At 68.5% G+C, this 13,437-nt stretch carries 12 protein-coding genes; 11 read left to right on the top strand and 1 reads right to left on the bottom strand.

Features of this window, described 5'->3' with window-relative positions; genetic code table 11:
- Positions 1-456: 456 nt before the first annotated feature.
- Positions 457-1,242, bottom strand: a complete 786-nt coding sequence (locus MJO58_RS08845; RefSeq protein WP_434086320.1) for a thioesterase II family protein — start codon at positions 1,240-1,242, stop codon at positions 457-459.
- Between the two features lie 239 nt (positions 1,243-1,481).
- Here MJO58_RS08845 and sepIVA point away from each other — a divergent pair, with 239 nt between their 5' ends.
- From sepIVA to ftsY, 11 genes are all read left to right on the top strand, one after another.
- Entirely contained in the window at positions 1,482-2,219 is a 738-nt protein-coding gene (gene sepIVA, locus MJO58_RS08850) for a cell division protein SepIVA (RefSeq protein ID WP_090608671.1), read from the top strand.
- Positions 2,220-2,315: 96 nt separating this feature from the next.
- A complete protein-coding gene (locus MJO58_RS08855) occupies positions 2,316-2,912 on the top strand; it encodes a YceD family protein (RefSeq protein WP_217493114.1) in 597 nt (198 codons plus the stop codon).
- The gene (rnc, locus tag MJO58_RS08860) at positions 2,909-3,622 is read left to right on the top strand and encodes a ribonuclease III (protein WP_090601145.1); all 714 of its coding nucleotides are present in this window, start codon (positions 2,909-2,911) and stop codon (positions 3,620-3,622) included. Before MJO58_RS08855 ends, rnc begins: the two co-directional genes overlap by 4 nt.
- A gap of 18 nt (positions 3,623-3,640) precedes the next feature.
- A complete protein-coding gene (gene mutM / locus MJO58_RS08865; protein WP_239722621.1) occupies positions 3,641-4,489 on the top strand; it encodes a DNA-formamidopyrimidine glycosylase in 849 nt (282 codons plus the stop codon).
- A gap of 85 nt (positions 4,490-4,574) precedes the next feature.
- Positions 4,575-4,859, top strand: a complete 285-nt coding sequence (locus MJO58_RS08870) for a FeoA family protein (RefSeq protein WP_090601147.1) — start codon at positions 4,575-4,577, stop codon at positions 4,857-4,859.
- The gene (gene feoB, locus MJO58_RS08875; RefSeq protein ID WP_239722622.1) at positions 4,856-6,769 is read left to right on the top strand and encodes a ferrous iron transporter B; all 1,914 of its coding nucleotides are present in this window, start codon (positions 4,856-4,858) and stop codon (positions 6,767-6,769) included. Before MJO58_RS08870 ends, feoB begins: the two co-directional genes overlap by 4 nt.
- The gene (locus tag MJO58_RS08880) at positions 6,766-7,335 is read left to right on the top strand and encodes a NifU family protein (protein WP_239722623.1); all 570 of its coding nucleotides are present in this window, start codon (positions 6,766-6,768) and stop codon (positions 7,333-7,335) included. Before feoB ends, MJO58_RS08880 begins: the two co-directional genes overlap by 4 nt.
- Before the next feature lie 34 nt (positions 7,336-7,369).
- Positions 7,370-7,795: an OsmC family protein gene (locus MJO58_RS08885; RefSeq protein WP_090601150.1), complete on the top strand. Its 426-nt coding sequence runs from the start codon at positions 7,370-7,372 to the stop codon at positions 7,793-7,795.
- Complete coding sequence (locus tag MJO58_RS08890) at positions 7,782-8,075, top strand: acylphosphatase (protein WP_239722624.1); 294 nt, start codon at positions 7,782-7,784, stop codon at positions 8,073-8,075. The genes MJO58_RS08885 and MJO58_RS08890 overlap by 14 nt, the downstream gene beginning before the upstream one ends.
- Positions 8,076-8,287: 212 nt before the next feature.
- The gene (gene smc, locus MJO58_RS08895; RefSeq protein ID WP_239722625.1) at positions 8,288-11,890 is read left to right on the top strand and encodes a chromosome segregation protein SMC; all 3,603 of its coding nucleotides are present in this window, start codon (positions 8,288-8,290) and stop codon (positions 11,888-11,890) included.
- Between the two features lie 70 nt (positions 11,891-11,960).
- The gene (gene ftsY, locus MJO58_RS08900) at positions 11,961-13,301 is read left to right on the top strand and encodes a signal recognition particle-docking protein FtsY (RefSeq protein ID WP_239722626.1); all 1,341 of its coding nucleotides are present in this window, start codon (positions 11,961-11,963) and stop codon (positions 13,299-13,301) included.
- Positions 13,302-13,437 lie beyond the last annotated feature (136 nt).

The raw sequence follows: 13,437 nt of genomic DNA on the forward strand, positions 1-13,437 counted from the left end.
CCGACCATCCGTCTCTTTAAGCAAGGTAAGCAATCTTTCATGGGGAAGTGTGGGGAATTGAGAAATCCACACATTTTGGGCCGGCGCAGTCTGGCCCTATTTTGCGCGCGTCTACTATAGTGCCAGGCCCCCACGTTACTGCAGCTCAGTGGGGGTATCCACCTCTGTGACAGGTGATACTGGTGGGGCAGTGGTTGTGATTTGGGGTCAGGGTGAGATGAATCTCACCTGCTCACCGAGATCGCCGGGATGTCGCGTTCTGGGACCTGCGCACCATTTTCACCAGCAACGATCTCGCCTGCCACGGGATGGAGGGGTGGCGGCGGTCGACCGCACAGCCCGGCCGCGCGTCGCGGGTCTGTGCCGCTCTCGGCCCGGCGTCGACCGGCGTGCGGCGAATGCGTGAGTGTGACCGATCCGGGGTGAATGCGGGCCGGCCGGCGACTGCGCGCCCAGCTAACTTTCGCGGGCGGAGTGCAGGATGACTTCCTCGATGTCCTTCACCAGCTCCGGCAAATGGGCATTGAGGTAGAAATGGTCCCCGGGGAACACCCGAATGGAAAACTCCTCGGTGGTGCGATCGGCCCAGGCCGTCATGTTCTCCTCTGCCACGATGAGGTCGTCATCAGCGACGAATGCGTGGATCGGGCATGACAGTTTTATCTCCGGGGGCCGGGTATAGGCCGCAATGGTCCGGACGCTTTGCAATGTGGGCAGGATGCTCGAGGCGAATTCGTGATTTGCCAGATGCTCGGGATTCGTCTCGGTGACCTGGGCGACCAGGCTCAATATCTCGTGGTCGGATCCCTGCAATTCCTTGTATCGGATGTGGCCCGGCGCCGCGCAGGACGATATGAACAGCGCGCTGATGGGGTGTCCGGCCGATTGGAATCTCAGGGCCACCTCGAACGCAGCCAGTCCGCCCATGCTGTGTCCGAAAAATGACACCTGACCTCCGGCTTTGGCGGCCGGCGCCATCATGTTGAAGATTTCGTCGGCAAACTCGGGAATGCTGGCGAGTTCGGTCAGCCCGCGGTCGCGCCGGCTCGGGTATTGCACGGCGACCCGTTTGATATCCGCCGAGAACGCCTTGGCGAAGGGCACGTAATAGGTCGCGGATCCGCCGGCATGCGGAAATATGAATAACGTCGGCGGCGGCGCGTTCACCGGCTCAGCGTATCGCGGGGCGGTTGTTCGCCCGGCCGCTGCCGTGCGATCGCCCTGGCGGGTGACGCCAGGCATTGCCGACCTGCGCGAGCGGTGCCGCGGAAATCCTGGAAGAATCCATTTCGTGGGGTGATTGCCACCCGGGTCGCAATTCCGGCGACCGATGCGGCTGCCGCAGGGCCGCGGCACGCGCCCGGTCGCGGCAAGCCGGATGGCCAATGCCCGACACACCGGTGTCGCCACCGCCGTCACAGAGGTAACACCAGGCACACTGGTAACAACGATGGTTTTCCGGAAGCCAGGAGGGCATGGCCGTGTACCGAGTCTTTGAAGCGCTTGATGAATTGGGCGCCATTGTCGAAGAAGCCCGCGGCGTGCCGATGACGGCGGGCTGTGTGGTGCCTCGCGGTGACGTGCTGGAGCTGATCGACGACATCAAAGACGCGATCCCCGGCGAGCTGGACGACGCCCAGGACGTGCTCGATGCCCGCGATTCGATGCTGTCCGACGCCAAGGCGCACGCCGAATCCATGGTTTCCTCGGCGACCACCGAGTCGGAGTCGATGCTGAACCACTCCCGCGCCGAGGCGGACCGGCTGCTGTCCGACGCCAAGGCGCAGGCCGACCGGATGGTCAACGAGGCGCGCCAGCACAGCGAGCGGATGGTGGGCGAAGCCCGCGAGGAAGCGATGCGCATCGCCACGGCGGCCAAGCGGGAGTACGAGGCCAGCGTCAGCCGTGCCCAGGCCGAAGCCGACCGACTGATCGAGAACGGCAACATCTCCTACGAGAAGGCCGTGCAAGAGGGCATCAAGGAGCAGCAACGCCTGGTCTCGCAGAACGAGGTCGTGCAGGCGGCCAACGCGGAGTCGACCCGCCTGATCGACACCGCACATGCCGAGGCCGACCGGCTGCGCGGTGAGTGCGACATCTATGTCGACAACAAGCTGGCCGAGTTCGAGGAATTCCTCAACGGCACGCTTCGTTCGGTGGGGCGTGGTCGCCACCAACTCCGTACCGCCGCCGGCACGCACGACTACGCGACCCGGTAGGGGCACCACCACACTCGGCCTGCCCGAGCGTGGCCACCTGGGCGAATGGTCGCAGTGCCGCCCGGAGCACCGGGACGGCGCCGTAAGATTTTTGCCATGGCGCGCGAACACAGCATGACTGCGCAGCATCATCCGGCTTCGCCGATGACGGTGGACGTCACCCGGCTCGGGCGACGACCGGGATCGATGGTGACGCTACGTCACACCGTGCCCAGCCCGTTGCGCATCGGATTGGACATGATCGCGATCCCGCAGGGCGCTCCGCTGGACATGGATCTACGGGTCGAATCGGTGTCGGAAGGCGTGCTTGTCACCGGGACCGTGTCGGGGCCGACGGTCGGCGAGTGCTCGCGGTGCCTGACCGAGGTGCGCGGGAACGTGCAGGTTGGCTTGACCGAACTGTTCGCCTACCCGGACAGCACCACCGAGGCGACCACCGAGGAAGACGAGGTCGGCCGGGTCGTCGACGACCGCGTCGACCTCGAGCAGGCGATCATCGATGCCGTCGCACTCGACCTTCCGTTTGCACCGGTATGCCGACCGGATTGTCCCGGGTTGTGCCCGGAATGCGGCGTGCTGCTGGCCAACGACCCCAGCCACCACCACGACACCATCGATCCGCGGTGGGCCAAGCTGGTGGACATGCTCTCCGACGACGCCGCGGACTCCGACGCCTCGCGAGGTGACCGGTGACCTCGCGGCAACCACTGCTCGACGCGCTCGGGGTCGGCCTGCCCGAGGAGCTGCTGTCGTTGGCGTTGACCCACCGCAGCTACGCCTACGAGCATGGCGGACTGCCGACCAACGAGCGGCTGGAGTTTCTCGGCGACGCCGTGCTGGGCCTGACCGTCACCGACGAGCTCTACCACCGTCATCCCGACCGTTCCGAAGGCGACCTGGCCAAACTGCGCGCCAGTGTCGTCAACACCCAGGCGCTGGCCGATGTCGGGCGGCACCTGTGCGAAGGCGGGCTGGGCGTGCACCTGCTGCTGGGCCGCGGCGAAGCGAACACCGGTGGGGCCGACAAGTCGAGCATCCTGGCCGACGGCATGGAGTCGCTGCTCGGCGCGATCTACTTGGCACACGGCATCGAAACCGCACGCGAGGTGATCCTGCGGTTGTTCGGTGCGCTGCTCGACGCCGCGCCGACGCTGGGCGCCGGACTGGACTGGAAGACCAGCCTGCAAGAGCTCACCGCGGCGCGCGGCATGGGCGCGCCGTCCTACCTGGTCACCTCCACCGGCCCAGACCACGACAAGGAGTTCACCGCCGTGGTCGTCGTGATGGAGACCGAATACGGGTCGGGTGTCGGCCGGTCGAAGAAGGAAGCCGAGCAGAAGGCGGCCGCCGCGACCTGGAAAACGCTGGAAGCGTTGGACACCGCGGGGAAAACGCCCGTCTAGATGCCCGAGCTGCACTAGATGCCTGAACTGCCCGAGGTCGAGGTGGTCCGCCGCGGCTTGCAGGCCCATGTAGTGGGCAAGACGATCACCGCGGTGCGGGTGCACCACCCCCGCGCGGTGCGCCGCCACGAGGCCGGGCCCGCCGACTTGACGGCCCGGCTGCTCGACGCGCGGATCGAGGGCACCGACCGGCGCGGCAAGTACTTGTGGCTGCTGCTCGACGGTGATGTCGCGCTGGTCGTTCACCTCGGCATGAGCGGGCAGATGCTGCTCGGCAGGGTGCCGCGGGCCGACCACGTCCGGATCTCCGCGCTGCTCGACGACGGCACCGTGCTGAGCTTCGCCGACCAGCGGACCTTCGGTGGCTGGATGCTGGCCGAACTCATAGAAACCGACGGCAGCGTGGTGCCGCAGCCCGTCGCGCACCTGGCGCGGGACCCGCTGGATCCCCGGTTCGACACCGATGCCGTCGTAAAAGTGTTGCGGGGCAAGCATTCCGAAATCAAACGCCAGCTGCTGGATCAGCAGGTGGTGTCCGGCATCGGCAATATCTATGCCGATGAAGCGTTGTGGCGGGCCAAAGTTCATGGTGCCCGGGTGGCGGACACGCTGACCCGCCGCCAGCTGACGGCCGTGCTGGAGGCCGCCGCGGAGGTGATGGGCGAGGCGCTCGCCAAGGGCGGGACCTCGTTCGATTCGCTGTATGTCAACGTCAACGGCGAATCGGGCTACTTCGACCGGTCGCTGGATGCCTATGGACGTGAAGGCAAAAGCTGCCGGCGCTGCGGCGCGGTGATCCGCCGCGAAAAGTTCATGAACCGCTCTTCGTTCTACTGTCCGCGGTGTCAGCCCCGGCCACGCCGTTAGGATTTCTCGCGCAAAGCTGAGGCTATCCTCAGCATCGTGAGGTTATCCTTACCGGAATGATGAACCTCCGGTGTTGGGGCGGGCAATGCGCGATTCGGCGCTAGATGCGGACCGTATTGCGGGTTCGCCGACCGTGCTGGCGCAGCTGTCGCCGGGCGAGCGGGCCACGATCCTGGGCGTGACGCCGGCGGCCTCCGGCGTGGTGGCGGGCCGCCTGCGCCAGCTGGGATTTCGGCCCTCCTCCGACGTGCAGGTGATCCGCCGGGCACCGCTGGGCGACCCGACCATCTACCGGGTTCAGGACACCGAACTATGCCTGCGCCGGCGCGAGGCGCAGTTGATCGAGGTCACCCCCGGGACCGACGCATGACGTCGTGCCACGAAGAAGGCGGTTCCGGGGTCGCCGTCGCGGGCAAGGCACGGATCGCCCTGGTGGGAAGCCCCAACGCGGGCAAGACTTCGGTGTTCAATCACCTGACCGGATTGCGGGCCAAGACCGGCAACTACCCGGGCGTCACCGTCGGGCGCAGCGTCGGCATCACCAAGGTCGACGGCGTCGAGGTTGCCATCGAGGACCTGCCCGGTACCTACAGCCTCGACCCGATCAGCCCGGACGAGCAGGTGGTTTCCGACTTGTTGGGCGGACAGGTGTACGGCGACGGCCCGCCCGACGCGATCGTCATCGTCGCCGACGCCACCACGCTGCACCGCTCGGTGATTCTGCTGGCTCAGGTGCTGCGGCTTGACCTGCCGTGCCTGGTGGCGCTGACCATGACCGACGAGCTGACCGCGCGCGGCGGCGGCATCTCCGTCGACGCGCTGGCGACGGCGCTGGGTGTCCCGGTGGTCGCGGTGGTGGCCAACCGTGGAGTGGGCATCGATACCCTGCGGGCCCAACTGGCGTGCTTCGACCGCTGGCTTCGGCCCCCGCTCCTGCCGCCGGGCGATGACGATGCCATCGACGGCTGGGGCAAGTCGGTGCTGGATGCGGCGTATTACCATGCGCCACAGCCGGATCGGCGGACACGCCGAATCGACGCCGTGGTGCTGCACCCGCTGTGGGGGACGGTGATCTTCTTCGCGGTGATGTTCTGCTTCTTCCAGGTCGTCTTCACCGTCGCCGCGCCCCTGCAGGATCAGGTGGGCGACTGGCTCAACTCATTGGGCACATTGGTCAGCAACCACGTCGGCAACTACGTCGTGCGTGGGCTGCTCGGCCAGGGGCTGATCGGCGGCGTCGGAACGGTGCTGCAGTTTATCCCGCAGATCGTGTTGTTGTTCCTGCTGATCGCGCTGCTGGAGAATGTCGGGTACATGGCGCGCGCCGCGTTCCTGATGGACAGGGTGATGGCCTCCACAGGGTTGGAAGGCCGCGCCTTCGTCGCGATGCTCTCGTCGTTCGCCTGCGCCATCCCGGGGATCATGGCCACCCGGACGCTGCCGTCGTCGAAAGACCGGATCGCCACCATCATCACGGCGCCGTTGATGACCTGCTCGGCGCGTCTTCCGGTGTTCACTCTGTTGGTCGGCATACTGGTTTCCCCGAAGACGCACTGGGGCGGGTTGAGCGCGCAGGGCGTCGCGATGTTCGCGCTCTATGTTTGTGGCGGCACCTCCGCGTTGATCGCCGCCGCGGTGTTCAAATCGACGATCCTGCGCAGCGATCTGCTCCCGTTCACGATGGAGCTTCCGCCGTACCGCTTCCCGTCGCCCAAGAACGTGCTGATCACGATGTGGGATTCGGCGAAGATGTTCTTGCGCAAGGCCGGAACCATCATCCTGGGCACGTCGGTGGTGCTGTGGGTGCTGCTCAATCTGCCGGCGCGCGAGGCCGAGACCGCCAAGATGTCGCCGACCGACGCGACCGCCTACGTGATGGATCACAGCCTGGCCGCCGACCTCGGCAAGGCGGTCGGGCCGGTGTTCAAGCCGCTCGGATTCGATTGGCACGTCAACATCGCCCTGCTCGGTTCGATGTCGGCGCGCGAAGTTTTCGTGTCCACCCTGGGCCAGGTCGCGGCGGCCGAGAGCCCCGACGATCCGCACGAAGCGCTGGTCTCCTTGACCGACGACGAAGGCCACAAGGTGTTCACCGCGCCGACGGTCATCGCGCTGATGGCGTACTTCATCTATGCGCTGCAATGTATGTCGACCGTTGCGGTGATGCGCCGCGAGACCAACTCGTGGCGATGGCCCGCGATCGCGTGGTCCTACATGTTCGTTCTGGCCTGGCTGATGGCGTTCGCCGCCCGGTCGGCCGCGATAGCGCTGGGCGCATGATTCCGCTGCACGCCACTGCCACCGACGATCCGCGCCAGCTGCGCTGGGTGGTCGCGGCCGAGCAACTCCCCGCCCGCGGCACGGTCCGCGTCGCCCCGGGCCGGCTGGGCGCCCTGCTGCACGCCCGCGTGATCGACGAAATCGTGGTGAGCGGCGTCGGCATCCTGATCACGCTCGGGGCCGCCGGCAACTGGCGTGAACTGGGCGACGACATTCGCGAGGCGCTCAGCGGCGCGCTGCAGGATCCGGCGGGCTGGACGGTGGACGAAACACCCGTTACCGCAGGCGCTTTAACAGCCGCTGTGACGGAACTGCTGGCCGGGGCGGTGGGTGCGCTGGCCGCCTCGCACGGCGGATCGATCGAGCTGGTCTCGGTGGTCGACCACCACGTGACGGTGCGGATGGCCGGCGCCTGTGACGGATGCCCGGGCGCATCGGCCACGCTGCGCGACGCGCTCGAGCGCGAACTGCGCCGACGCGTCGACGATCAGGTGGTTGTCTCGTCCGAAAACGATTCGGCTTCAATGTCTTTCGGCAAGAAGCTGCTGTCGTTGATAGTCCGCTGAGTGGGTATTCGCCCGTCCCCGGTAGAAATGAGCCATGACGGAACTGTGGGTCGAACGCACCGGGACACGCCGCTACACGGGCCATAGCTCGCGGGGTGCCCAGGTTCTCGTCGGCTCCGAGGACGTCGACGGCGTGTTCACCCCCGGCGAGCTGCTCAAGATCGCGCTCGCCGCATGCAGCGGGATGTCCAGCGACCAGCCGCTGGCCCGCCGGCTCGGCGACGACTACCACGCGGTGATCCGGGTGTCCGGCGACGCCGACCGCGAGGAAGAGGTCTATCCGCTGCTCTCCGAAACCCTGGAACTGGACCTGTCGGGACTGTCCGCGGACGACAGGGAGCGCCTGCTGGTGGTGGTGAACCGCGCGATCGACCTGGTCTGCACCGTCGGGCGCACCCTCAAGGCGGGCACCACCGTCAGGTTCGAGATCGCTTCTGAGACTGGCAATGCCGGGTCCTGACGTCCGGCTCACCGCCTGGGTGCACGGCATGGTCCAGGGGGTGGGTTTTCGCTGGTGGACTCGCTGCCGGGCGCTCGAGCTGGGCCTGACCGGCTACGCCGCCAACCAGCCCGACGGCCGCGTCCTGGTCGTCGCCCAGGGGCCGCGGGAGGCGGCCGAGAAACTGCTGGACCTGCTTAACGGCGGTCATTGCTGGCCGCCGCGGCCCGGTCGCGTCGACAAGGTCGTCGCCGACTGGTCGCAGCCGCAGGAGCAATTCGACGGATTCGTCGAGCGGTAAGGGCGACCACACCACCGAGCGTCACACTGGCGTGGCACCGGACCGCGACGGTCACGCTAGCGTGACGCTGGCGGCTAGACGGCCTCGCTTTCAGTGACTGAAGTGGCCACTGTGGCCAGTGCGTCAGAGTGTGAACAACGGGTGTATTTCAAGCGAGCCGACACCCCTCGGTGACGCCGAGTCGGGCGATTTGAGCGGTAGTCTGGCTCGCCGTGTACCTCAAGAGTCTGACGCTGAAGGGCTTCAAGTCCTTCGCTTCGCCGACGACTCTGCGCTTCGAGCCGGGCATCACCGCCGTCGTCGGGCCCAACGGTTCCGGCAAATCCAACGTGGTCGACGCCCTGGCGTGGGTGATGGGGGAGCAGGGCGCCAAGACGCTGCGCGGCGGAAAAATGGAAGACGTCATCTTCGCCGGCACCTCGTCGCGAGCCCCGCTGGGCCGTGCCGAAGTCACCGTCACGATCGACAACGCCGACAACGCGCTGCCGATCGAGTATTCCGAGGTGTCGATCACCCGGCGGATGTTCCGCGACGGCGCCAGCGAATACGAAATCAACGGCACCAGTTGCCGTTTGATGGATGTTCAGGAGCTGCTGAGCGACTCCGGCATCGGCCGCGAGATGCACGTGATCGTGGGCCAGGGCAAGCTCGACGAGATCCTGCAGTCGCGGCCCGAGGACCGCCGCGCGTTCATCGAAGAAGCCGCGGGTGTGCTCAAGCACCGCAAGCGCAAGGAAAAGGCCCTGCGCAAGCTCGACGCGATGCAGGCCAACCTGGCGCGGCTCACCGACCTGACCACCGAGCTGCGGCGTCAACTCAAACCGCTGGGCCGCCAGGCCGAGGTGGCCCGTCGCGCGGCGACCATCCAGGCCGACCTGCGCGACGCGCGGCTGCGGCTGGCCGCCGACGACCTGGTCAACCGGCAGGTGCAGCGCGACGCGATCTTGGAGGCCGAGGCCACCATGCGCCGCGAGCACGACGAGGCCGCCGGCCGCCTGGCCCTGGCTTCTGAGGAGCTGACCGCGCACGAAACCGCGCTGGCAGAGCTGTCGGTGCGCGCCGAGTCGGTCCAGCACACCTGGTTCGCGCTGTCCGCGTTGGCCGAGCGGGTGAGCGCCACGGTGCGCATCGCCAGCGAGCGCGCCCAGCACCTGGATCTCGAGCCCGTGGCGACCAGCGACACCGACCCGGACGCGCTGGACGCCGAGGCCGAGCAGGTCGCGGCCGCCGAGCGCGAGCTGCTGGCCGAGCTGGACGCCGCCCGGACCCGGCTGGAGGCGGCCCGCGCCGAGTTGTCCGAGCGGGAACGCGAAGCCGCCGAGGCCGACCGGGCACATTTGGCCGCCGTGCGGGCCGAGGCCGACCGCCGCGAGGGCCTGGCCCGGCTGGCCGGTCAGGTCGAGACGATGCGGGCCCGGGTCGAATCGATCGACGACAGCGTCGCGCGGCTGTCCGAGCGCATCGAACACGGCGCCGCCCGCGCGCAGCAGGCCCGTGCGGAGTTCGAAACCGTGCAGAGCCGCGTCGGCGAACTCGACCAGGGCGAGGTCGGCCTGGACGAACACCACGAGCGGACGGTGGCCGCGCTGCGGCTGGCCGACGAGCGCGTCGCCGAGCTGCAGGCCAGCGAGCGCGAAGCCGAGCGCCGGGTGGCGTCGCTACAGGCCCGCATCGATGCGCTCTCGGTCGGCCTCGAGCGCAAGGACGGCGCAGCGTGGCTCACCCAAAACCACAGTGGCGCAGGACTTTTCGGACCCGTCGCGAAGCTGGTCAAGGTCCGTTCCGGGTATGAAACGGCCCTGGCCGCGGTGCTCGGGTCCGCGGCGGACGCGCTGGCCGCCGAAAACTTCGGCGCCGCCCGTTCGGCGGTCGCCGCGCTGAAGCAGGCCGACGGCGGCCGCGCGGCCCTGGTCCTGGGCGACTGGCCGAGCCCAGAAAGCGATCCCGAACCGCCGCCGCTGCCCGACGGTGCCCGGTGGGCGCTCGACCTGGTCGACACCCCGCAGCGGCTGCGCGGAGCGATGATCGCCATGCTGTCCGGCGTTGCGGTGGTCAACGACCTGGGCGCGGCCCTGGATCTGGTCGCGGGCCGTCCGCAGCTGCGCGCGGTCACGCTCGACGGCGACCTGGTCGGCCGTGGCTGGGTGAGCGGCGGTTCGGACCGCAAGCCGTCCACCCTGGAGCTCACCTCGGAGATCGACAAGGCCAGCAGCGAGCTGGTCGTCGCGGAGTCGCAGGTGGCGCAGCTGTCGGCCGCCCTCTCCGGCGCCTTGACCGAGCAGCGCGGGCGGCAGGACTCCGCCGAGCAGGCGCTGGCCGCGCTCAACGAGTCCGACACCGAGATCTCGGCGATGTACGAGCAGCTGGGCCGCCTCGGGCAGGACGCCCGCACCGCCGAGGAAGAGTGGAACCGGCTGCTGCGCCAGCGCGAGGAGCTGGAGGCCGGACGCGCCCAGACCGTCGAAGAGGTCACCGAGCTCGAAACCCGGCTGCGCAACGCCCAGGCCAGCCAGCTTGCTCCCGCGGAAGACTCCGTCGATCGTCAGCGGATCGCCGCCGCGGCCGACGCCGCCCGCGGGATCGAGGTGGAGGCCCGGCTCACGGTGCGCACCGCCGAGGAACGGGCCAACGCCGTGCGCGGCCGGGCCGATTCGTTGCGCCGCGCGGCCGCCGCGGAGCGCGAGGCGCGGGTGCGCGCCCAGCAGGCACACGCGGCGCGATTGCGGGCGGCCGCGGTGGCCGCGGCGGTGGCTGACGCCGGCCGCCTGCTCGCGCAGCGGCTGAACCGGGTGGTGGCCGCCGCATCGCAGATCCGCGACGCGATGGTCGCCGAACGCGAGGCGCGGTCGACGGCGATGGCGGCGGTGCGCAACGAGGTGCACATGCTGGGCACCCGGGTGGCCACGCTGACCGACTCGCTGCACCGCGACGAGGTGGCCAACGCCCAGGCGGCGCTGCGCATCGAGCAGCTCGAACAAATGGTGCTCGAGCAGTTCGGCATGAGCCCGGCGGATTTGATCGCCGAGTACGGGCCGGAAATCGCGCTGCCGCCCTCCGAGCTGGAGATGGCCGAGTTCGAGCTGGCCCGCGAGCGCGGCGAGCAGGTCACCGCGCCCGCGCCGATACCGTACGACCGGCCCACCCAGGAGCGCCGCGCCAAACGCGCCGAGCGGGAACTGGCCGAATTGGGCCGGGTCAACCCGCTGGCGCTGGAAGAGTTCGCTGCGCTCGAGGAGCGCTACAACTTCCTGTCCACCCAGCTCGAGGACGTCAAGGCGGCCCGCAAGGACCTGCTCGACGTGGTCGCCGACGTCGACGCCCGCATCCTGCAGGTGTTCAGCGAGGCGTTCGTCGACGTCGAGCGCGAGTTCCAGGAAGTCTTCACCGTGCTGTTCCCCGGCGGCGAGGGCCGGCTGCGGCTGACCAACCCGGACGACATGCTCACCACCGGCATCGAGGTGGAAGCGCGTCCGCCCGGCAAGAAGATCACCCGGCTGTCTTTGCTGTCCGGTGGCGAGAAGGCGCTGACCGCCGTCGCGATGCTGGTGGCGATCTTTCGCGCCCGTCCGTCGCCGTTTTACATCATGGACGAGGTCGAGGCCGCGCTCGACGACACCAACCTGCGCCGCCTGATCTCGCTGTTCGAGCTGCTGCGGGCACGCTCGCAGCTGCTGATCATCACCCACCAGAAGCCGACCATGGAGGTCGCCGATGCGCTGTACGGCGTCACCATGCAGGGCGACGGCATCACCGCGGTGATCTCGCAGCGCATGCGTGGACAAGAGGTCCAGCAGCTCGCCACTGCTTCTTCTTAAGCGCCGTCGGCTGAGCAGGCCGGCGGCTGCCGCCGTCAGCTGCGCGGTGGGCCCCTGAAACAATGTCAGCGTGTCGCAAGGTCTTTGGATCGCCATCGCCGTCTTAGGCGTGTTAGCCGCCCTGGTTGTCATCGCAGCGCTGGTCCTGGGACTGACCCGGTACCGCCGCCGGCGGATCAGCCTGACCCGGCCCGAGCCGAGCGCACTGGACCGTTCCGGTGGCTACACCGCAGCGTCGGGGATCACCTTCACTCAGGGCGCGACATCGACCGAAGACCGGATCGACACCACCGGGCTGCCCGCGGTGGGCGACGACGCGACCATCCCGCGCGATGCGCCGCGGCGCCCGATCTCCGACGTCCACCTGCCGGCCCCGGCGGCCGAACCCGAGACCGTCACGCCGCCGCCGGCTCCCGAGCCGCCCGTCGCACCGGAGGCACCGCCGGCGCCCGAGCCGCCAGCCCCCGCGGCGGCCGAGATCGAGGAGATAGCACCGACCGAGGGGCGGCTGGAACGCTTGCGCGGCCGGCTGTCCCGGTCCCAGAACGCGCTCGGGCGCAGCATGCTGGGCCTGCTCGGCGGCGGCGACCTGGACGAAGACTCCTGGCAGGACGTCGAGGACACCCTGCTGATCGCCGACCTGGGCCCCGTCGTCACCGAATCAGTGGTCTCGCAGCTGCGCAGCCGCCTGGCCAGCAGCACCGTTCGCACCGAGGCCGACGCCCGGGCGGTGCTGCGCGACGTGCTGATCACGGAGCTGAAACCCGAGATGGATCGCTCGATCCGGGCGCTGCCGCACGACGACCACCCCTCGGTGCTGTTGGTCGTCGGCGTCAACGGCACCGGCAAAACCACCACGGTCGGCAAACTCGCACGGGTGTTGGTGGCCGACGGGCGGCGCGTCGTGCTGGGCGCCGCCGACACCTTCCGGGCCGCGGCCGCCGATCAGCTGCAGACCTGGGCGTCTCGGGTGGGCGCCGAAGTGGTGCGCGGAGCCGAGGGCTCCGACCCGGCGGCGGTGGCCTTCGACGCCGTCGACAAGGGCATCAAGACGGGCGCCGACGTCGTGCTGATCGACACCGCGGGCCGGCTGCACACCAAAGTCGGCCTGATGGACGAGCTGGACAAGGTCAAACGCGTAGTGAGCCGGCGTGCCGCCGTCGACGAGGTGTTGCTGGTTCTCGACGCCACGATCGGGCAGAACGGCCTGGCCCAGGCGAAGGTTTTCGCCGAGGTCGTCGACATCACCGGCGCGGTGCTGACCAAGCTGGACGGAACGGCCAAGGGCGGCATCGTTTTCCGGGTGCAGCAAGAGCTCGGCGTGCCGGTGAAACTGGTCGGCCTCGGTGAAGGCCCCGACGATTTGGCGCCGTTCGAGGCCGCCGCATTCGTGGACGCCCTGCTCGGCTGAAACCCCTTACACGAGGGCCGTTTCGTTAATGACGCCGAAACATGGTGGCCCCAACTCGGAAACAACCATTGCGCAAGGTTCTGGATCAGGTCATCGGGCACATGTCTGATGACCCGTTCAGGGCCGACCGGAGGTG

This window comes from Mycobacterium lentiflavum (assembly GCF_022374895.2).
Lineage (GTDB): Bacteria > Actinomycetota > Actinomycetes > Mycobacteriales > Mycobacteriaceae > Mycobacterium > Mycobacterium lentiflavum.

Excerpts from the sequence above, each read along its gene's own strand:
- MJO58_RS08845 (WP_434086320.1), bottom strand. The coding sequence starts at position 1,242 with ATGCCTGGCGTCACCCGCCAGGGCGATCGCACGGCAGCGGCCGGGCGA.
- MJO58_RS08855 (WP_217493114.1), top strand. The coding sequence starts at position 2,316 with ATGGCGCGCGAACACAGCATGACTGCGCAGCATCATCCGGCTTCGCCG.
- mutM (WP_239722621.1), top strand. The coding sequence starts at position 3,641 with ATGCCTGAACTGCCCGAGGTCGAGGTGGTCCGCCGCGGCTTGCAGGCC.
- MJO58_RS08870 (WP_090601147.1), top strand. The coding sequence starts at position 4,575 with ATGCGCGATTCGGCGCTAGATGCGGACCGTATTGCGGGTTCGCCGACC.
- feoB (WP_239722622.1), top strand. The coding sequence starts at position 4,856 with ATGACGTCGTGCCACGAAGAAGGCGGTTCCGGGGTCGCCGTCGCGGGC.
- MJO58_RS08880 (WP_239722623.1), top strand. The coding sequence starts at position 6,766 with ATGATTCCGCTGCACGCCACTGCCACCGACGATCCGCGCCAGCTGCGC.
- MJO58_RS08885 (WP_090601150.1), top strand. The coding sequence starts at position 7,370 with ATGACGGAACTGTGGGTCGAACGCACCGGGACACGCCGCTACACGGGC.
- MJO58_RS08890 (WP_239722624.1), top strand. The coding sequence starts at position 7,782 with ATGCCGGGTCCTGACGTCCGGCTCACCGCCTGGGTGCACGGCATGGTC.